The sequence below is a fragment of the Mycolicibacterium houstonense genome, from assembly GCF_900078665.2.
Lineage (GTDB): Bacteria > Actinomycetota > Actinomycetes > Mycobacteriales > Mycobacteriaceae > Mycobacterium > Mycobacterium houstonense.
Window position 1 is genome coordinate 5,489,636 of record NZ_LT546207.1, and the last position, 19,190, is coordinate 5,508,825.

Genomic DNA, 19,190 nt, shown 5'->3' on the forward strand with positions numbered 1-19,190 from the left:
TTGGCGAAATCGCTGCACCGCGCGAAGCGTGCGCCGGGCTCCTTGGCCATGCCCTTGCGCATCACCTCGTCCAGATCGGCCAGTTCGGGTCGCACGGTGCGCAGCGCCGGCGGCGGCTCGTTGAGTTGCTTGCTGATCACCACGGCCGGGTTGGAATGGTGGAACGGCGAGTGCCCGGCGAGCAGCTGAAACGCGCTGGCCGCCAAGGCATATTGGTCGGCCCGCCCGTCGATGTGCTGCCCGAGCAGCTGCTCTGGAGCCGAATAGGCCATCGAGCCCACCGCCATGTTGGTGGCGGTGATCCCGCTGATGTCGTCGACTCGGCGGGCAACGCCGAAGTCGGCCAACAGGATTCGGCGCCGGGCGGCATCCGGGTCGGTTAGCAGCATGTTGGCCGGTTTCACGTCGCGGTGCAGCAGGTGGCGATCGTGGGCGTAGTCGAGTGCCTCGGCGATGGCGGTGATGATCTCGACGGCCTCACGGAGCGGCATCCCGGCGGGGTGCCGCTCGCGGACATGGCGTGCGGCGTCGGTGCCGTCGACGTAGTCCATCGCGATCCACAGCTGCCCCTCGTACTCGCCGCGGTCGTGCAGTCCGACGATGTGGGGGTGCCAGAGCGAGGCGGCGATGTCGGCTTCCCGGTTGAACCGGTTGCGGTACTGGGCGTCGCTGGTGAGCGAGGCCGGCATGATCTTGAGCGCATCCTGCCGGGAGAGGCGCGGGTGCCGGGCCAGATAGACCTCGCCCATGCCGCCGGAGCCGAGTAGACGTTGAATCGTGTACCCGGCGAACACGTCACCGGCATTCAACGGCATGCCGGTGATGTTAGTCCGGCCGGTGACGAGCTGGTTCGCGAGTAGCGTCGGGATCATGACTGCCGCTGATTCCGATGCCGTCCGGGAACTGCTGCGCGACGCGTTCACCCGGCTGATCGAACATGTCGACGACCTCACCGAGGGTCTCACCGAAGAGGTGTCGAGTTACCGGCCCACTCCGGAGGCCAACAGCATCGCCTGGCTGATCTGGCACAGCGCCCGCTGCCAGGATCTGCAGTTGTGCGATATCGCCGGAGTTGAGCAGGTGTGGACCCGCGACGGCTGGGTGGACCGGTTCGGCCTCGCCCTGCCGGCGGACGACATCGGCTACGGTCACAGCCCCGAGGACGTCGCGAAGGTGCACGCGTCCGCCGAGCTGCTCGCCGGGTACTACCGGGCGGTGCACAAGGTGACCTTGGCGTATATCGCCAGCGTGACCCCCGAGGAGCTCGACCGCATCGTCGACACCCGGTGGGATCCGCCGGTGACGGCGAGCGCGCGACTGGTCAGCATCATCGACGATTGCGCCCAGCATCTGGGCCAGGCGGCGTATCTGCGCGGCATCATCCCTTGATCGCGCGGTGGTGGCCGGCGGTCGGCCTCACCGCCATGGTGTTGTTGGGCTGGGCGGTACGCACCGGACCGGTGCCGATCGACGACTGGTTTCAGCAGGTCGGGGTTGACCTGAGCCCGCGCGTCACGTCCTTTCTGGGCATCACCGTGCCGGTGATCCTGACTGGCGCCCTGCTGGTCGCCGTCGTGGTCGCCTTGCGGCGCGGTTGGCGACGGCTGGCGGTCGCCATGGTGGTGAGCCCGCTCGCGGCCATCGCGATCGTGCGGATGGTCAAGCCCATCTTCGGCCGGGAGAAAGGCGGAGCCCTGGCCTACCCCAGCGGTCACACCACTTTCCTGGTGGTGGTAACGGGCCTGCTCCTGCTGGTGGCCGGGGCCGGGCTGTGGGCGGTGGTCGTCGCGGCCGCCGCCATTCTGCTGAGCATGATCGGACTGGCGATGACGTTTCACTACTTCACCGACACCGTCGGGGGCGTATTGCTGGGCACATCGGTGGTGTGCCTCGCCGCGATAGTCGCCCGCCATCCGCAGCATGGCCGGCTGGCGGGCGCCTCACCAGAACTTCGCTGAGCGATCACCTGTCCGGTCCGGACGTTTTGTTCAGGGGCAACTCTCTGTGGCGAGCCGTCAGGTGTCCCCTTGCTGCCGTTCCCCTGAGGGCCTTTCAAGATCGATCAACCATCAAGTAGCCGTTGATGGTTCGAGGGGATGGTCGGTGACCAGCGTTGCGTGCCGCAAGACTTTCAGGCCGACGCTGCGGTCCGGCAAACCTCCTGGGGGTGCGTGAGCAGCCTCGATGGCTACTTTCTGGTTTTCGCGGCAACGCCGGCGGTTGGCCGGGTATTTGGATATGCAACGAATTTCAGATTCCCGCCTGAGAAAAAGCTGAGATCTTGATTAATGGAGCGTAAATTTCGGCCGGTGCCGACCATCGGCCAGCCCAAATAGCAAGTCATCGAGGGGATTTCATCTATGAACAGTCGTGTCTCGAGCAGTCTGACCGCGTGCGTCGCCGTCGCGGGCGCCAGTGTCATCGCCATGACCCCGGTGGTGGCGTCACCGCCGACACCGCCACGCGTCCTCGATGCAGCGACGTCGCTGACCGCCAGTTTCGCGGGGATGAATCAACTCGGCTTGGCGTTCCTGGCCGGTCAACGGCTTGCCGATCAGTTCGTGCAGGCACCGCTCACCCCGTTGGTTCTCGCCGCACAGCTCGCGGCAGGCGACAACGAGAGGCTGTTCTCCCAGATCCGCCAGATCGTCGATTCGCCGCTCTACGTCGCCGACCCGCTGATCGAGGCGATCGCCATCACCTTGCCGGACGAGTTCGGCGGCGGCTCGGACCATGAGACGACCACCACGGCCGGTGACGGCGCCTTCATGCAATTCCGCAACAACGAACTGCTGGGCCTGCGGGACGCCGTCAACGCGCAGTTCGCCTCGGCGCTCGGCGTCGACAAGCCATGGCCCAACGAGAACTACACGGCGGCGCTGGCCGCGGGCATGCAGGAATCGGCGGTGCGGGCCGTCAACGGCGCGGTGCTCGGGGTCGTGGGTCTGGCCGCCGTCGCCGAGGCGATGGCATCCGGCGACAACGTCGAGCTGTACAAGGCGATCCGCTCCTACATCGATGCCCCGCAGTGGGTGATCGATCCGACCATCGAGGGGCTGGCCGAAGCGCTCCCCGAATCGTTGGGCGGGGGCACCAACGGCGATCCCACGGACCCGACCGGCGACGGCGCCCTCATGCAGTTCCGCAACAACCAGATGCTGGGTGCGCGCAACGCGGTGCGCGTCGCCGCCAACGTGCTCGGTGTCGAGGTGAACGAGGACGGCAGCTTGCCCACGAACAGCTCCGTCGCCCGCACGCAACTGCTGGCCGCCACGGAGACCGATGCCGATGTCGACGCCGGTGCCGACGCGCCGAAGGTGAACAAGCGCAAGGTGCCTGTCGCCGGCGTGAACACCGCGCTCGACGGTGCGAAGGACCGGGCCGAGAAGCGGGCCAACAAGGCCAAGGCGAACGTGGACCGGGTGGTGAAGAAGGTCAGGGAGGCGGCCGACAACACGGCCAAGAAGCTCAGCCCGAAGAAGGCGGAGTCCAAGGACGCACAGGACTGAGCCGTCCCGCGAGATCAGCGGAATGGTCGCTCCCTGCACCCGGGGGCGACCATTTCGCGATCTGGGCGCGTCCAGCACTTGACAGGTGTCAACCCCGATGCGACGTGGGTCACAAACGGTGATTAACATAGGCCGCATGACAGCGACGCCAGATGTTGATCTGACCGGAGAGTTCACGGGTTCCGGCACCATCCACAACCCCGCGACCGGTGCCGTCGCAGGCCAGGTGACCTGGACCGACGCGACCGACGTGCCGCGGATCGTGGCCGGGCTGCGAGATGCCCAGAGGGAGTGGGAGGCCAGGGGCGCAAAAGGCCGCGCCAAAGTGCTGGCCCGCTACGCGGTGTGGCTCGGTGACCACCGCGACGAGATCGAAAAATTGCTGATCGCCGAGACCGGCAAATCGGCGATGGACGCAGCGCAGGAGGTGCCGCTGCTGCTGATGATCTTGTCGTACTACATCAAGGTCGTCGAGGAGGCGATGGCGCCGGACTCCCGGCCGGCCCCGCTGGCCTTCCTGTCCATCAAGAAGATCGCGGTGCACTACCGGCCGCGTCCGGTGGTCGGGATCATCGCGCCGTGGAACTATCCCGTGGCCAACGCCATGATGGACGCCATCGGCGCCCTGGCCGCCGGGTGTGCGGTGCTGCTCAAGCCGTCCGAGCGCACCCCGCTGACCGCCGAGGTGCTGCTGCGCGGCTGGCTGGATTCCGGCGCACCTGAGGTTTTCGCCCTGGCGCAGGGCGCCCGCGCGGTGTCCGAGGCCGTCATCGACAACTCCGACTACATCCAGTTCACCGGCTCCAGTGCCACGGGTGCCAAGGTGATGGAGCGCGCCGCGCGTCGCCTCACCCCGGTGAGCCTGGAGCTCGGCGGCAAGGACCCGATGATCGTCCTGGAGGACGCCGACGTCGAGCTGGCCGCCAACGCCGCCGTGTGGGGCGCGATGTTCAACGCCGGTCAGACCTGTGTGTCCGTCGAGCGCGTCTATGCGCTGGAGCCGGTCTATGACCAGTTCGTGGCCGCCACCGTGAAGGCCGTGGAGAACCTCAAGATGGGTACCGGCGAGGGCTACCACTTCGGCTCACAGATCGACGAGAGCCAGGTCGCCATCACCGAACGGCACGTCAATGAGGCCGTCGCCGCCGGCGCCAAGGCGCTGACCGGCGGCAAGCGCCCGGAGGGCGGGGGCAGTTTCTACCCGCCGACCGTGCTCGTTGACGTCGACCATTCGATGGCATGCATGACCGAGGAGACGTTCGGGCCGACGCTGCCGATCATGAAGGTGTCCTCGGTGGAGGAGGCCATCCGACTGGCCAACGACAGCCAGTACGGGCTGAGCGCCTCGGTGTTCTCCAAGGACGTCGATCGTGCCAAAACCGTTGCGCTGCAGCTGGACTGCGGTGCCGTCAACATCAACGACGTGATCTCCAACCTGATGTGCACCACGGCGCCGATGGGCGGCTGGAAGACCTCGGGCATCGGCGCCCGCTTCGGCGGCCTCGACGGGGTGCGCAAGTTCTGCAAGCAGGAGACCATCGTGGTGCCACGCACCAACGTCGGCGCCGGCGGCACGTACTACAACAACTCGGAGAAGGCGCTGGCCCGGATGAACAAGCTGATGACCAAGCTGTCGTTGGCACGCCCGCGCCGTAAGGCCAAGTAGCCGCGTACCGGCCGTTCACCCCGGCGACACCTCGGTGTTCGCCGGGGTGGATACCGTCTGCCGGTGACTCTCGACATCACCGGCTACACGGTCCGTGACGACGACGATGACGACCCCGTTCTGCTGCTGGAACCCGGCGGAGAGGTCGTCGACACCTGGCGGGAGAACTACCCGTACTCCGACCGCATGTCGCGGCAAGAGTACGAAGAGCAGAAGCGGCTGCTGCAGATCGAACTGCTGAAGCTGCAGAAGTGGAGCCAGGGCAACGGGCTGCGGCACGTCATCGTGTTCGAGGGGCGTGACGCCGCGGGCAAGGGCGGCACGATCAAGCGATTCATGGAGCACCTCAACCCCCGCGGGGCCAGGGTGGTCGCGCTGGAGAAGCCGACCGAAAAGGAACGCACCCAGTGGTACTTCCAGCGCTACGTGACGCATTTGCCCGCCGCGGGTGAGATCGTGCTGTTCGACCGGTCCTGGTACAACCGTGCCGGGGTGGAACGGGTGATGGGCTACTGCACTCCCAAACAACATGCCGAATTCATCCGCCAGGCCCCGTTGTTCGAGCAGATGCTGGTCAACGACGGCATCAGCCTGACCAAGCTGTGGTTCTCGGTGACCCAGTCCGAACAGCGCACCCGGTTCACCATCCGCCAGGTCGACCCGGTCCGTCAGTGGAAACTCTCACCCACCGACCTCGCCTCGCTGGACAAATGGGACGACTACACCGCGGCCAAGGAAGACATGTTCGCCTGGACGGACACCGAAATCGCGCCGTGGACCGTGGTGAAGAGCAACGACAAGAAACGCGCCCGGATCAACGCCATGCGTCACGTTCTCGGTAAGTTCGACTACGACAACAAGGATTTTGACGTGGTCGGCCACGCCGATCCGCTGATCGTGGGGCGTGCCCTGTCGGACTGAACAGTCTGGCCGCCGCCCGAGAACTAGGAGGACGGCGTGCGCTTCGTCATGACGCTGTTCCTGTGGGTGCTGACGACGATCCTGCTGGCGGCCGCGCTGCCGTCGGCGTGGGCGCAGAAGAACATCATCGACCAGCAGGGCTATTCGGCCTTCGCCGAGGCCGCGGCCGCCGACCCGCAGCTGCAGCAGGCCGTGGCCGGCGAACTTGCCACCCAGGTGCAATCCCTGGCCGCGCAGAGCGGGTCGGAGGTGGACTCGCGGCGGATCCGCGCCGTGGCCGGCGTCTACACCTCTGGCTCGGCGTTCCCCCGGCAGTTCGCGCTGGCCAACCGCGTCGCGCACACCTGGATGTTCACCGATCAGTTGTCCCGGGACGAGAACGGCAGTTGGGTCGTCGACCTCGCGCCGATGCTGTCCGACGCGTCGTTCCGCGAAACCTTGGATGACTTCGGTGTCGAAGTGCCGCAAACGCTTACGGTGCCCATCGCGTCCTCGGCCCCGCAGGGGCTGCGGCCCGGAATCCTGCGGCCACTGGCGGTGTGGGGGCCGTGGGTGAGCGTCGGGGTGACGGTGCTGGCCGGTATCTTCGCCCTGTTCACCCTGGCCGCGGCCCGGGCCCGCGGTAAAGCCCTTGCTGCACTTGGGATTTCCGCGCTCCTGGTGGGCGCGGCCGGCTGGGCTGGGCTGGAGGCCGGGCGGCGGTACGTCAACGAGGCGCTCAACCACACCAGCGGGGACATTCGCCAGATCGCCGACGCCATGGTGGGCCATGCGATCGACAGCCTGCACCAATGGCTCAACCTCGCGCTGGCGGCCGGCGGGGCGCTGGTGGTGTTCGGGATCATCGTGGCGCTGCTGGGCGGATTGCGTCGGCGCCCCAGCTGAGTTTCCGCCGGTTTCTACACCTGGGTCGTTCGCCGCGAAACACACGCCATCTCCATGTCCGACGCGCCGGACTCCAGACCTGCAACTTCCGGAACCCTACCGGGACACCGCGGCGACTCAGATGGACGGAGAAGGACTTGAAGCCGCGAGCCCGACACGGCCCAGCAGCTTGAGGGCAGGCAGGGATTGCATGGATGAAGTCTGCTCCGGTGCGCGCCGGTCCGTAGCCCTGACACGCACAGTCTGGGTGCGGTGATGCCGTCAGGTGTCGTCGTGGCGACGACGAAAGTTCTCGAACGCCACGGCCAGGCGGACATCGGCGGGCGCCCGGTCCTTCCTCGTGCTCGCCTCGGTGATCGCGAGCGCGATCAAGACATCGGCCGTGGTGATGACCCAGCCGGCCCAGAACATCCACTTCAGCGTCGGATCCGGTTGCGCGGCAAAGTAAACGATCAGGAATATCGGCCCGACGATCCCGCAGACCAAGGTCATCCCCTGGATGAGCAGGTAGCGCTGGAAGACAGACATCGCCGTGATGATAACGCGGCACCCGGGATTCGGACCTGCCTCGACCTGCCGATGATCGCCGGGCGGGTGCTGGCCTAGGGGCCGATGGTCTGCCAGAGGAACTCGTAGGTCAGTGCCCCCTTGAACGCGGCCTGCTTGTTGTCGGCTGCGCCGCCGTGGCCGCCCTCGATGTTCTCGTAGTACAGCACCCGGTGCCCGGCGGCCTCCAGCGCCGCCGTCATCTTCCTGGCGTGCCCGGGGTGCACCCGGTCGTCACGCGTCGACGTGGTGATCAGGATCGGGGGATACTTAGCGTCCTTCGAAACATTCTGGTACGGCGAGTATTTCGACATGAACTCCCAGTCCGCCGGATCGTCGGGGTTGCCGTACTCCGCCACCCACGACGCACCCGCCAGCAGCAGGTGGAAGCGCTTCATGTCCAGCAGCGGCACACTGCACACCAGCGCCCCGAACAGCTCCGGGTATTGCGTCAGCATCACACCCATCAACAGCCCGCCGTTGCTGCCACCGGACGCGCCGAGCTGTTCGACGGTGGTGATGCCGCGGCGCACCAGATCCGCGGCGATCGCGGCGAAATCCTCATACACCAGGTGACGGTTCTCGCGCATCGCCTGCTTGTGCCAGTCCGGGCCGTACTCGCCGCCGCCGCGGATGTTGGCCTGCACATAGGTGCCGCCGCGGGCCAGCCAGGCCCGGCCGATCCCTCCGACGTAGCCCGGAGTCAGCGAATTCTGGAATCCGCCATAGCCGTACAGATACGTGGGGCTCGGCTCGTCGCGGCGTCCGACCACGAAATACGGGACCTTCGTACCGTCCTTCGAGGTGGCGAAGAACTGCTCGACCCTGATGCCGTCGGCGTCGAAGAACGCCGGGGCGGACTTCATCTCCACCAGGGGGCCGCCCGCGGTGCCGTACAGCAGTCGCGACGGGGTGGTGAATCCGCTTGAGTTGTAGAAGACCTCGTCACCGAAGCGGTCCACGTCGACGACGATGGTGTCCGTCGCGGGCGGGATGTCCGGGGCGTCGCGACGTTCCCACGTCCCCGGAGTGACGATCTCGACGTGGCTGGCGACATCACGCAGCGTGATGAGGATCAGCTTGTCCCTCGTCCACTGCACACTCGACAGGCTGCTGTGCTCGTCGGGCTCGTAGACCATCGCGAGCTCGCCTGTGCCGGAGAGGAAGTCGTCGAACTTCGTGCCCAGCAGCGCACCGGCCGGATAGGTGGCCCCATCCACCTGCCAGTCGGTCCGCAGTGAGATCAGCAGCCATTCGCGGTGCAGCGACAGCGACGAGTCCGTCGGCACCTTGAGCTCGATGAGCTCGCCGTCGCGCACCTCATAACGGATCCGGTGGTAGAAGTCGGTGTAGCGGCCCAGCCGCGTGTGCTCGAAGCCCGGCGTCCGGTCGACGGAGGCGATCACCCGGACATCGGTGGGCTCGGCCTCGTACACCGTCTCCGCCTCGGCCAGGGGTTGGCCCCGACGCCATCGTTTGGCGATCCGCGGATAGCCGGATTCGGTCATCGAGCCTTCGCCGAAGTCGGTGCACACCAGCAGGGTGTTCTCGTCCTCCCAGGACACCGAGGACTTCGCTTCGGCCAGCTCGAATCCACCCGCGACGAATTCCCTTGTCCGCATGTCGAACTCGCGCACCACGGTGGCGTCGGCGCCGCCCCGGGAGAGGCTGATCATGGCCAGCGTGTGGTCCGGTTCGATCACCTCGGGCCCGGCCCACACCCAGTTCTCGTCCTCGGTGCGCGCCAGCTCGTCCACATCGAGGATCACGTCCCAGTCGGGGTCGTCGGTGCGGTAGCTCTCCAGCGTGGTTCGCCGCCACAGGCCGCGCGGATTCGCCTCGTCGCGCCAGAAGTTGTACAGGTACTCACCGCGGCGCCCCGGGTAGGGGATGCGGGCGTCGGTGTCGAGGATCTCCAAGATCTCCGAGCGCATCGCCTCGAACCGCTCGCCGCTCAGCTCGGCGATCGTCGGCTCGTTGTGGGCACGCACCCACGCCAACGCGTCGTCGCCGGTGATGTCCTCAAGCCATAGGTACGGGTCCGCTGCCACCTACCCATTGTGACCACGCGCGTAGTGTGAGCTGAACAACACCGTTGCCCGACAGAAACGAGGACGTGATGGGTCAAGCACCGGCGCGGGCCCTGATCACCGTGGCCGCTGCCGATCTGCTGGCGCGGCTGCAGGAGCGGCACGGGTCCTTGATGTTCCACCAGTCCGGCGGGTGCTGCGACGGGTCCTCGCCGATGTGTTACCCGGAGGGCGAGTTCATCGTCGGTGACCGCGACATCTTGTTGGGTGTGCTCGACGTCGGCACCGGAGTGCCGGTGTGGATCTCCGGGCCGCAGTTCGAGGCATGGAAGCACACCCAGCTGGTGATCGACGTCGTCCCCGGGCGCGGCGGTGGCTTCAGCCTGGAAGCGCCGGAAGGCATGCGGTTCCTGTCCCGCGGGCGAGCCTTCAGCGACGCCGAGAACGAGCTGCTCGCGGAGGCACCTCCGGTGACCGGTGCCGAATACAGTGCCGGTGTCCGGCCCCCGGATACCGGCAGCCACATCGTCGACGAAGCCGCCGACGCCTGCCCGGTGCCCGGGGGACGCGCCGCGCGGATGTAGCGGGCCGTCGCGGGTCGCGGCGTTATCGTCGAAGAGTGATTCCGCTGCCACGGGCGTGGCTGCTGACCGGTGCCATGTCGGTCGGCGTAGCGGTCGGGCTGCTGGCGGGGGTCGCCACCACGCTGCTGGTCACGGCCACGGTCCGGCCCGATGTGGTGATCGCACTCGTCCTGGGCGTACCCGGTGCCCTCGGGATCCTGCTGGTCCTGGCCTCGGGGCGGCGGTGGGTCACCGCGCTGGGCGCCTTTGTCCTGGCCATCGCGCCCGGCTGGTTCGGCGCGCTGGCGATCATCCAGGTGGCATCCCATGCCTGAGAACGTCGACACCTCCACGGCTGATTTCACCCCGCTGTTCGACACCGGGGAGAACGACGTCGTCGTCGACGAGCCGACGAACATGTCGACGCCCGCCGAAGACATGACGCCGGACCAGATCGAATCCGACGACGCACCCTCGGCGCCGCTGCCCGCCCCCGTTCCCCCGGTGGTGGTGGAGGGCTCCTACCTGTCCGTGAAGTGGTGGACGTTCGTCGGCGTGCTGGCCGGGGTGTGGTTGGTGTCCGCGGCCGCCGGGGCCGGCATGTACTACTACTGGTACCGATCCGTGGACAAGACCTGGCCGGTGTATGTGGTGCTGGCGTATGTCGTCGTCACCACAGTCGGGGCCCTGCTCGCATCGACTGCGCAACGCAAACCGGTGATATCGGCCCTGGCCATCGCGCTGATGTCGGCTCCGCTGGCGGCGGTGGCGGCCGCGGCGGTCTACTACGGCGCCTACGTGTTCGGCTGGATCGCCCGGTAGGACCATTGCGCCGCCCACTAGGGTGGGGTCGTGACCCACTTTGACGTTGTCGTTCTCGGAGCCGGTCCCGGTGGATACGTCGCGGCCATTCGTGCCGCCCAACTGGGGCTGAACACCGCAATTGTCGAACCCAAATACTGGGGCGGCGTCTGCCTCAATGTCGGGTGCATCCCGTCGAAGGCGTTGCTGCGCAATGCGGAGATCGCGCACATCTTCAACAAGGAAGCCAAGACCTTCGGTATCAGCGGCGAGGCCACCTTCGACTACGGTGCCGCATTCGACCGCAGCCGCAAGGTCGCCGACGGCCGCGTCGCCGGCGTGCACTTCCTGATGAAGAAGAACAAGATCACCGAAGTCCACGGCTACGGCACCTTCACCGGGCCCAAGTCGATGTCGGTGAAATTGAATGAGGGCGGGACCGAAGAGCTCACCTTCGACAACGCGATCATCGCCACCGGCTCGTCGACCCGTCTGGTGCCGGGCACCTCGCTGTCCGACAACGTGGTCACCTACGAAACCCAGATCCTCTCGCGCGAGTTGCCGGGTTCGATCATCATCGCCGGGGCGGGTGCGATCGGCATGGAGTTCGCCTACGTGCTGAAGAACTACGGCGTCGACGTCACCATCGTCGAGTTCTTGCCGCGCGCCCTGCCCAACGAGGACGCCGAGGTCTCCAAGGAGATCGAGAAGCAGTACAAGAAGCTGGGCGTGAAGATCCTCACCGGCACCAAGGTCGAGGCGATCAACGACGACGGCTCCAGCGTCAAGGTGACGGTGAGCAAGGACGGCAAGTCCGAGGAGCTCAAGGCCGACAAGGTGCTGCAGGCCATCGGCTTCGCGCCCAACGTCGAGGGCTTCGGCCTGGAGACGGCCGGGGTGGCCCTGACCGACCGCAAGGCCATCGGCATCGACGACTACATGCGCACCAACGTGCCGCACATCTACGCCATCGGCGATGTCACCGGCAAGCTCCAGCTGGCTCACGTGGCCGAGGCGCAGGGTGTGGTCGCGGCCGAAACCATCGGTGGCGCAGAGACTCTGGCGCTGGGCGACTACCGGATGATGCCGCGCGCGACGTTCTGTCAGCCGCAGGTGGCCAGCTTCGGGCTCACCGAGGAGCAGGCCAAGGCCGAGGGATACGACGTCGTCGTCGCCAAGTTCCCGTTCACCGCCAACGGCAAGGCACACGGCCTGGCCGACCCGACCGGGTTCGTGAAGCTGATCGCCGACAAGAAGCACCTCGAGCTGATCGGTGGGCATCTGATCGGGCCGGACGTGTCCGAACTGCTGCCGGAGCTGACGCTGGCCCAGAAGTGGGACCTGACCGCCAATGAGCTGGCCCGCAACGTGCACACCCACCCGACGCTGTCGGAGGCGCTGCAGGAGTGCTTCCACGGTCTGACCGGCCACATGATCAACTTTTGAGAAACGAAATCGTCGCCGGCATAGCCGGATTGGTGGTCGGCCACATCTTGTGGCTGGCCGCCATCACGTTGGCGACCGAAGGGGCCGGCGTCAACATCTGGGTGTTGTTGGTCGCAGCCCTGTCCCTCGTCGGGGGAGCTGTCGCCGGGTACCTCGGCTGGCTCAGGTACCAGCAGAAATCCCACACCTGGGCGGCGTTCCTATGGGCGCTGCCGGTGTCGCCGGTGGTGTTCTCGCTGGTACTGCTCGGGGTGACGTACCTCTAGTCCACCCCGCTAATCGGGGAAGTCCAGCGGGATCCGCAGCGTCGTCATCGTGGCCGCCAGGCCGTCGTATTGGCTTGCCAGCATGCAGAATTCGATGAGCTGCTGCTTGGTGAGGATCGCCGACAGCGCGGCCCAGGTCTCGGCCGAGACCGACCGGGTGACGACGAACTCGTCGGTCGCGGTGATCAGGACGCGCTGGCGGTCGGTCAGGCCCTCGGCGTCGGGCCCCTCGAAAATGCGGGCCTGGGTCTTCTCGTCGACGCCGCGGCTGCGCGCCAACCTGCGGTGCTGCTGCAGTTCGTACTCGCAGTCCCGCAGATGGCCCACCCGCAGAATGACCAACTCGGCATCCTTACGTGGCAGCTTGCCCAGCGGTCCGAGCAGCAGCCCGGAATACGGCAGCCAGGCCAGGAACAGCAGCTTGTGCTGGCCCAGCACGTTCATCAGGGTGAACCGCGGTGCCCGGATGGCCCTGGCGCCCAGCTTGGCGATGGCCCAGTTGACCGGGCCCAGCTCACGGAATCCGCCCGGCGCGATGCGGGCCGGCTCGAGTGCACTCACCCAGCCGAGTCTGGCACAGGTCGCGGGGCTACGGCTGCCGCACCAAATACGGCGACACCGTCGAGCGGTGCTCGTTGAGGTCGAGCGCCTTCCCGAGCGCGGGGAACGCACGTTGCGGGCAGTTGTCGCGTTCGCACACCCGGCAGCCCGACCCGATGGGTGTGGCCGCCTCACCGGACAGATCCAGGCCTTCGGAGTACACCAGCCGATGGGCATGGCGCAGTTCGCAACCCAGCCCGATCGCGAAGGTCTTGCCCGGCTGTCCATAGCGCGAAGCGCGGCGCTCCACGGTGCGCGCCACCCACATGTAATTGCGTCCGTCGGGCATCTGGGCGATCTGCACCCCGATCTTGCCCGGATTGCCGAACGTCTCGTAGACGTTCCACAGCGGGCAGGTGCCGCCCGACGACGAGAAGTGAAAGCCGGTGGCGGACTGGCGTTTCGACATGTTGCCCGCGCGGTCGACCCGGACGAACGAGAACGGCACGCCGCGCATCGACGGCCGCTGCAGGGTGGACAGCCGGTGCGCGATGGTCTCGTAGCTCACCGAGTAGAACGCCGACAGTCGCTCCACGTCGTACCGGAAGTTCTCGGTCACATCGTGGAATTGCCGGTAGGGCAGCACGGTCGCCGCGGCGAAGTAGTTGGCCAGCCCGAGCCGGGCCAAGGTGTGGGACTCGTCGCTGGTGAACATGCCCTCGTCGACCAGCTTGTCGATCAGTTCACCGAACTCCAGGAAGGCCAGCTCGGCCGCCATCTTGAACACCTGCTGGCCGCTGGAGAGGTGGTTGCCCATCTCCAGGGTCTTGGTGGCCGGGTCATAGCGGTGCAGCACGGTGTCGCCCAGATCGATGCGGCGCACGATCCGGACCCCGTGCGCGGTGGTCAGCCGGTTGGCCAGCTCGCCGGCCAGGTCGCCGCGGTGCATCCGGATCTTGGCGGTCAGATCCTCGGCGGCGGTGTCGAGCTCGTGCAGGTAGTTCTGCCGCTGATAGAAGTAATCCCGGACTTCCTCGTGCGGCATGGTGATCGAACCGCTGCCGCTGCCGTCGGAATAGCGGTCTTCGGTGGCGGCCGCCAGTTGGGTCGTGGTCAGCCGGTAGCGACGGTGCAGGTTGACCATTGCGCGGGCGAAATTCGGATATGCCGCGACCATGTCGGCGACCTCGCCGATCTCCATGTCGGCACCGAGGTCGCGATCCATCGCCACCTCGCGCATCTCGGCGACCAGGCGGGTGTCGTCGTGGGAGGCGAAGAAGGTCGCGTCCACCCCGAATACCTCGGTGATGCGAAGCAGCACCGCCACCGTCAACGGGCGTACGTCATGCTCGATCTGGTTGAGATAACTGGGCGAGATCTCCAGCATCTGGGCCAGCGCCGCCTGGCTGAGGCCACGCTCGCTCCGCAGTTGCCGCACCCGCGCACCAACGAACGTTTTTGCCACGTCAAACAGCCTAACAACGCTGCGAAGGTGGCCTTAGCATTATTGGCAGTTTGGGTGCTACTGGCATCATCGGGCTGCCTGGCATGATCGGCTCAGGCGACAGCGACTGGGAGATGACCATGACGGGAACCGCGCAGAACTCGACCACCGGGCTCAACAAGGTGATGATGCCGGTGCCCGATCCCCATCCCGATGTTTTCGACCGGGAATGGCCGCTGCGCGTGGGTGATATCGACCGGGTCGGCCGGTTGCGGTTCGACGCCGCGGCACGCCATATCCAGGACATCGGTTCCGACCACCTTCGCGAACTCGGGTTCGAGGAGACGCATCCGCTGTGGATCGTGCGCCGCACGATGATCGACCTGATCAAGCCGATCGAGTTCCAGGACATGCTGCGGATGCGGCGCTGGTGTTCCGGGACCTCCAACCGGTGGTGCGAGATGCGCGTGCGGATCGACGGTCGCAAGGGCGGGCTGATGGAATCCGAGGCGTTCTGGATCAACATCAACCGCGAGACCCAGGGGCCGGCCCGCATCTCCGACGACTTCCTGGCCGGCCTGCGCCGCACCACCGACGAGGCCCGGTTGCGCTGGAAGTCCTACCTCAAGGCGGGCAGCCGTGAGGACGCCGCGGAGATCCGCGAGTACCCGGTGCGGGTGTCCGACATCGACCTGTTCGACCACATGAACAACTCCGTCTACTGGACGGTGATCGAGGATTACCTGTACTCGCATCCCGAGCTGCTGGAGAAGCCGCTGCGGGTCACCATCGAGCATGACGCCGCGGTGGCCCTGGGCGAGAAGCTCGAGATCCTGTCGCACGTTCACCCGGCCGGGTCGACCGACAAATTCGGCGAAGAGCTCACCGACCGCACTGTTAGAACGCTCACATATGCCGTCGGCGACGAGACAAAAGCCATCGCATCGCTGTTCTCACTCTGACCCCCGCCGGTTTAACAGTACGAGCGTACTGACCTGCGCCTTTGGCCTACTCGTCGGTAGCTTCTGAACCGGTACAGCCATCATATTTCTTCGCAACCTTTGCAAGTTAACTAAGCGCTTTGGCGAAAGTTGGCAACTGAAACGGGTGGACCTGCGGATATAGGTTGTGCCATCTTCGGATTAGCACACCAGTGAAGCTGCTGCGGCGTTAGCAAGGAAACCGCGGTGGCCGAACCAAACCGAAGGAGCAGTCCTATGTCGACCGTGGGCACCCCCAAGTCACCGGAGCAGATCCAGCACGACTGGGATCACAACCCCCGCTGGAAGGGCATCACCCGCACCTACACCCCGGCTGACGTCGTCGCGCTGCAGGGCAGCGTCGTCGAGGAGGCCACCCTGGCCCGCCGTGGCGCCGAGGTGCTGTGGGAGCAGCTGCACGACATGGACTTCGTCAACGCGCTGGGCGCGCTGACCGGCAACATGGCCGTCCAGCAGGTCCGCGCCGGCCTCAAGGCCATCTACCTGTCGGGTTGGCAGGTCGCCGGCGACGCCAACCTGTCCGGCCACACCTACCCCGACCAGAGCCTCTACCCGGCCAACTCGGTGCCGCAGGTGGTCCGCCGCATCAACAACGCGCTGCTGCGCGCCGACGAGATCGCCAAGGTCGAGGGCGACACCTCCGTCGAGAACTGGCTCGCCCCGATCGTCGCCGACGGTGAGGCCGGCTTCGGTGGTGCGCTCAACGTCTACGAGCTCCAGAAGGCCATGATCGCCGCCGGTGTCGCCGGTTCGCACTGGGAAGACCAGCTCGCCTCGGAGAAGAAGTGCGGCCACCTCGGTGGCAAGGTGCTGATCCCGACCCAGCAGCACATCCGCACCCTGACCTCGGCCCGTCTCGCCGCCGACGTCGCCGACGTGCCGACCGTCGTCATCGCGCGCACCGACGCCGAGGCCGCCACCCTGATCACCTCCGATGTCGACGAGCGTGACCGCCCGTTCATCACCGGTGAGCGCACCTCCGAGGGCTTCTACCGGATCAAGAACGGCCTCGAGCCCTGCATCGCCCGCGCCAAGGCCTACGCGCCGTACTCCGACCTGATCTGGATGGAGACCGGCACCCCGGACCTGGAGCTGGCCAAGAAGTTCGCCGAGGGCGTCAAGGCCGAGTTCCCGGACCAGATGCTGGCCTACAACTGCTCGCCGTCCTTCAACTGGAAGCAGCACCTGGACGACGACACCATCGCCAAGTTCCAGCGCGAGCTGGGCGCGATGGGCTTCAAGTTCCAGTTCATCACCCTGGCCGGCTTCCACGCCCTCAACTACTCGATGTTCGACCTGGCCTACGGCTACGCCCGCGAGCAGATGAAGGCCTACGTCGACCTGCAGGAGCGCGAGTTCGCCGCCGAGTCGCGTGGCTACACCGCCACCAAGCACCAGCGCGAGGTCGGCGCCGGCTACTTCGACCGGATCGCCACCACGGTTGACCCGAACAGCTCGACCACCGCGCTGGCCGGTTCCACCGAAGAGGGTCAGTTCCACTGATCTTCGGCTAGACCCTCGACCCCCGAAGGTTGACAGCAGCAGGCCCCGCTCAGAATTCTTGGGCGGGGCCTGTCGCATGTCCGGATCTTGAGACGAAAGTGAAGTAGTGAGCAATCAAATTGAACGAGTAGGCGTTATCGGTGCCGGCCAGATGGGCGCGGGTATCGCCGAGGTGTCCGCGCGCGCCGGCGTCGACGTCCTGGTTTTCGAGACCAGCGACGCGCTGGTCACCGCCGGACGCAACCGCATCACCAAGTCGCTCGAGCGTGCGGTCAGTGCCGGCAAGGTCACCGAGCGCGAGAAGGACGCCGCGCTGGGCAAACTCAAGTTCACCACCACGATCGACGATCTGGCCGACCGTCAGCTGGTCATCGAGGCCGTCATCGAGGACGAGAACGTCAAGGCGAAGATCTTCGCCGACCTGGATCGCGTGATCGCCGACCCCGACGCGGTGCTGGCCTCCAACACCTCGAGCATCCCGATCATGAAATTGGCCGCGGCCACCGAGAACCCGGCCCGAGTGCTGGGGCTGCACTTCTTCAACCCGGTTCCGGTGTTGCCGTTGGTCGAATTGGTCAGCACTCTGGTTACCTCCGATGCCGCCGCGGCGCGCGTCGAGGAATTCGCCAGCACGGTCCTCGGAAAACAGGTCGTGCGTTGTTCTGACCGGTCCGGTTTCGTCGTCAATGCGTTGCTGGTTCCATACCTGCTGTCGGCCATTCGGATGGTCGAGGGCGGCTTTGCCACAATTGACGATGTCGACAAGGCCGTGGTGGCCGGTCTGTCCCACCCGATGGGCCCGCTGCGGTTGTCCGATCTGGTCGGACTGGACACCCTGAAGCTCATTGCCGACAAGATGTTTGACGAGTTCAAGGAGCCTTTGTACGCCGCTCCGCCACTCTTGTTGCGGATGGTGGAAGCCGGGCAGCTCGGCAAAAAATCGGGCCAGGGGTTCTACAAGTACTGAACCAACCCGCGCTGGCACTATGGCCGAGGCTTAGCTAGTCTACCCACAGTAGGGCCTGCTGGCTCGCTCTATAGAGTCTGCGTGGAAAACACGCGTCGGCCCCAAACCGTCGGTCGTCAGCAGCAGAAAACGCAAAGAGGTAAATTTTCGCATGTCTAATGTCGAGTCCGATCTTGCTCCGTACTACGAGGAGTCGCAGTCGATCTACGACATCTCGAACGAGTTCTACGCACTCTTCCTCGGGCCGACCATGGGTTACACCTGCGGTTACTACGAGCGCGAGGACATGAACCTCGAGGAGTCGCAGAACGCCAAGTTCGACCTGGCACTGGGCAAGCTGGACCTCAAGCCGGGTATGACGCTGCTCGACATCGGCTGTGGCTGGGGCGGCTGCCTGGAGCGCGCGCTGATCAAACACGACGTGAACGTCATCGGTATCACGCTCAGCAAGGAACAGTCGGACTACGCCCGCAAGCGGCTGGCCAAGATCGACACCAACCGCAACGTCGATATCCGGCTGCAGGGCTGGGAAGAGTTCAACGAGCCCGTCGACCGCATCGTGTCGATCGGCGCGTTCGAGGCCTTCAAGCAGGAGCGCTACCCGATCTTCTTCGAGCGGGCCTACAACATCCTGCCCGACAACGGTGGCCGGATGCTGCTGCACACGATCCTGGCGCACACCCAGCAGTTCTTCCGCGAGAACGGCATCAAGCTGACCATCAGCGACCTGAAGTTCATGAAGTTCATCGGTGAGGAGATCTTCCCCGGTGGGCAGCTTCCGGCCGTCGAGGACATCGAGAAGCTGGCCGACGGCTCGGGCTTCAAGTTGGAGCGCATCCACCTGCTGCGTCCGCACTACGCGCGCACGCTGGACATGTGGGCGGCCAACCTCGAAGCCAAGAAGGAAGAGGCCATCGCCCTGCAGGGGCAGGAAGTCTACGACCGGTTCATGAAGTACCTGACCGGTTGCGCCGACTTCTTCCGCCGGGGCATCACCAACATCGGCCAGTTCACGCTGGTCAAGTAGTTCTCTTTGCGCCGAGACGACGCATTTTGGCGGGGATTCCTCGAAATCGCCCCAAAATGCGTCGTCTCGGCGTTT

At 65.9% G+C, this 19,190-nt stretch carries 20 protein-coding genes; 15 read left to right on the forward strand and 5 right to left on the reverse strand.

Annotated features, from left to right (window positions below; translation table 11 throughout):
• Window positions 1–815: serine/threonine-protein kinase (locus BN4332_RS27680; RefSeq protein ID WP_160110942.1), on the reverse strand; the 815-nt coding region annotated here is incomplete at its 3' end.
• A 55-nt stretch (window positions 816–870) separates the two neighbouring features.
• Between BN4332_RS27680 and BN4332_RS27685 the strand changes: the two genes are divergently transcribed.
• From BN4332_RS27685 to BN4332_RS27710, 6 genes are all read left to right on the forward strand, one after another.
• A complete protein-coding gene (locus BN4332_RS27685; protein ID WP_066902728.1) occupies window positions 871–1,389 on the forward strand; it encodes a mycothiol transferase in 519 nt (172 codons plus the stop codon).
• Complete coding sequence (locus BN4332_RS27690) at window positions 1,386–1,958, forward strand: phosphatase PAP2 family protein (protein ID WP_066902730.1); 573 nt, start codon at window positions 1,386–1,388, stop codon at window positions 1,956–1,958. The genes BN4332_RS27685 and BN4332_RS27690 overlap by 4 nt, the downstream gene beginning before the upstream one ends.
• A gap of 402 nt (window positions 1,959–2,360) precedes the next feature.
• Window positions 2,361–3,509, forward strand: coding sequence for a hypothetical protein (locus tag BN4332_RS27695; protein ID WP_066902733.1), 1,149 nt, complete (start codon window positions 2,361–2,363; stop codon window positions 3,507–3,509).
• A gap of 136 nt (window positions 3,510–3,645) precedes the next feature.
• On the forward strand, window positions 3,646–5,175 hold the full coding sequence (locus BN4332_RS27700) for an aldehyde dehydrogenase family protein (RefSeq protein WP_066902734.1): 1,530 nt from the start codon (window positions 3,646–3,648) through the stop codon (window positions 5,173–5,175).
• A gap of 63 nt (window positions 5,176–5,238) precedes the next feature.
• Window positions 5,239–6,096, forward strand: coding sequence for a polyphosphate kinase 2 (gene ppk2, locus BN4332_RS27705; RefSeq protein ID WP_066902736.1), 858 nt, complete (start codon window positions 5,239–5,241; stop codon window positions 6,094–6,096).
• Between the two features lie 36 nt (window positions 6,097–6,132).
• Window positions 6,133–6,981, forward strand: a complete 849-nt coding sequence (locus tag BN4332_RS27710; protein ID WP_066902738.1) for a hypothetical protein — start codon at window positions 6,133–6,135, stop codon at window positions 6,979–6,981.
• Window positions 6,982–7,242: 261 nt separating this feature from the next.
• Here BN4332_RS27710 and BN4332_RS27715 read toward each other — a convergent pair whose 3' ends face one another.
• A complete protein-coding gene (locus BN4332_RS27715; protein WP_066902740.1) occupies window positions 7,243–7,509 on the reverse strand; it encodes a hypothetical protein in 267 nt (88 codons plus the stop codon).
• A gap of 74 nt (window positions 7,510–7,583) precedes the next feature.
• Window positions 7,584–9,578 (reverse strand): prolyl oligopeptidase family serine peptidase, encoded by a 1,995-nt coding sequence (locus BN4332_RS27720; protein ID WP_066902742.1) that lies wholly within the window; start codon window positions 9,576–9,578, stop codon window positions 7,584–7,586.
• A gap of 68 nt (window positions 9,579–9,646) precedes the next feature.
• Here BN4332_RS27720 and BN4332_RS27725 point away from each other — a divergent pair, with 68 nt between their 5' ends.
• The 5 genes from BN4332_RS27725 to BN4332_RS27745 are packed head-to-tail and all read left to right on the forward strand — an operon-like array spanning window position 9,647 to window position 12,633.
• A complete protein-coding gene (locus BN4332_RS27725) occupies window positions 9,647–10,141 on the forward strand; it encodes a DUF779 domain-containing protein (RefSeq protein WP_066902744.1) in 495 nt (164 codons plus the stop codon).
• A gap of 35 nt (window positions 10,142–10,176) precedes the next feature.
• Entirely contained in the window at window positions 10,177–10,455 is a 279-nt protein-coding gene (locus BN4332_RS27730) for a putative holin (protein ID WP_066902746.1), read from the forward strand.
• Window positions 10,448–10,942 carry a hypothetical protein gene (locus BN4332_RS27735; protein WP_066902748.1) on the forward strand — a complete coding sequence of 165 codons (495 nt, stop codon included), beginning with the start codon at window positions 10,448–10,450 and terminating at the stop codon, window positions 10,940–10,942. Before BN4332_RS27730 ends, BN4332_RS27735 begins: the two co-directional genes overlap by 8 nt.
• Window positions 10,943–10,972: 30 nt before the next feature.
• Window positions 10,973–12,367: a dihydrolipoyl dehydrogenase gene (gene lpdA / locus BN4332_RS27740; protein ID WP_066902750.1), complete on the forward strand. Its 1,395-nt coding sequence runs from the start codon at window positions 10,973–10,975 to the stop codon at window positions 12,365–12,367.
• Window positions 12,364–12,633, forward strand: a complete 270-nt coding sequence (locus tag BN4332_RS27745; RefSeq protein ID WP_066902752.1) for a flagellar basal body-associated FliL family protein — start codon at window positions 12,364–12,366, stop codon at window positions 12,631–12,633. Before lpdA ends, BN4332_RS27745 begins: the two co-directional genes overlap by 4 nt.
• A 9-nt stretch (window positions 12,634–12,642) precedes the next feature.
• On the opposite strand, the gene BN4332_RS27750 is transcribed toward BN4332_RS27745, so the two are convergent.
• Both BN4332_RS27750 and ramB read right to left on the reverse strand, forming a co-directional pair.
• A complete protein-coding gene (locus BN4332_RS27750; RefSeq protein ID WP_066902753.1) occupies window positions 12,643–13,194 on the reverse strand; it encodes a carboxymuconolactone decarboxylase family protein in 552 nt (183 codons plus the stop codon).
• 28 nt (window positions 13,195–13,222) lie between these two features.
• Complete coding sequence (gene ramB / locus BN4332_RS27755; RefSeq protein ID WP_066902755.1) at window positions 13,223–14,638, reverse strand: acetate metabolism transcriptional regulator RamB; 1,416 nt, start codon at window positions 14,636–14,638, stop codon at window positions 13,223–13,225.
• Window positions 14,639–14,757: 119 nt separating this feature from the next.
• Between ramB and BN4332_RS27760 the strand changes: the two genes are divergently transcribed.
• From BN4332_RS27760 to BN4332_RS27775, 4 genes are all read left to right on the forward strand, one after another.
• A complete protein-coding gene (locus BN4332_RS27760; RefSeq protein ID WP_066902785.1) occupies window positions 14,758–15,579 on the forward strand; it encodes an acyl-[acyl-carrier-protein] thioesterase in 822 nt (273 codons plus the stop codon).
• 255 nt (window positions 15,580–15,834) lie between these two features.
• The gene (gene aceA / locus BN4332_RS27765; RefSeq protein ID WP_066902757.1) at window positions 15,835–17,121 is read left to right on the forward strand and encodes an isocitrate lyase; all 1,287 of its coding nucleotides are present in this window, start codon (window positions 15,835–15,837) and stop codon (window positions 17,119–17,121) included.
• 106 nt (window positions 17,122–17,227) lie between these two features.
• Complete coding sequence (locus BN4332_RS27770; protein ID WP_074133206.1) at window positions 17,228–18,088, forward strand: 3-hydroxybutyryl-CoA dehydrogenase; 861 nt, start codon at window positions 17,228–17,230, stop codon at window positions 18,086–18,088.
• A 151-nt stretch (window positions 18,089–18,239) separates the two neighbouring features.
• Window positions 18,240–19,115 carry a cyclopropane mycolic acid synthase family methyltransferase gene (locus BN4332_RS27775; RefSeq protein WP_066902761.1) on the forward strand — a complete coding sequence of 292 codons (876 nt, stop codon included), beginning with the start codon at window positions 18,240–18,242 and terminating at the stop codon, window positions 19,113–19,115.
• Window positions 19,116–19,190: the final 75 nt, after the last annotated feature.

Coding starts and splice junctions, on each gene's coding strand:
- BN4332_RS27715 (WP_066902740.1), bottom strand. CDS start 7,509: ATGTCTGTCTTCCAGCGCTACCTGCTCATCCAGGGGATGACCTTGGTC.
- BN4332_RS27760 (WP_066902785.1), top strand. CDS start 14,758: ATGACGGGAACCGCGCAGAACTCGACCACCGGGCTCAACAAGGTGATG.
- BN4332_RS27700 (WP_066902734.1), top strand. CDS start 3,646: ATGACAGCGACGCCAGATGTTGATCTGACCGGAGAGTTCACGGGTTCC.
- BN4332_RS27685 (WP_066902728.1), top strand. CDS start 871: ATGACTGCCGCTGATTCCGATGCCGTCCGGGAACTGCTGCGCGACGCG.
- aceA (WP_066902757.1), top strand. CDS start 15,835: ATGTCGACCGTGGGCACCCCCAAGTCACCGGAGCAGATCCAGCACGAC.
- BN4332_RS27695 (WP_066902733.1), top strand. CDS start 2,361: ATGAACAGTCGTGTCTCGAGCAGTCTGACCGCGTGCGTCGCCGTCGCG.
- BN4332_RS27725 (WP_066902744.1), top strand. CDS start 9,647: ATGGGTCAAGCACCGGCGCGGGCCCTGATCACCGTGGCCGCTGCCGAT.
- BN4332_RS27735 (WP_066902748.1), top strand. CDS start 10,448: ATGCCTGAGAACGTCGACACCTCCACGGCTGATTTCACCCCGCTGTTC.
- BN4332_RS27775 (WP_066902761.1), top strand. CDS start 18,240: ATGTCTAATGTCGAGTCCGATCTTGCTCCGTACTACGAGGAGTCGCAG.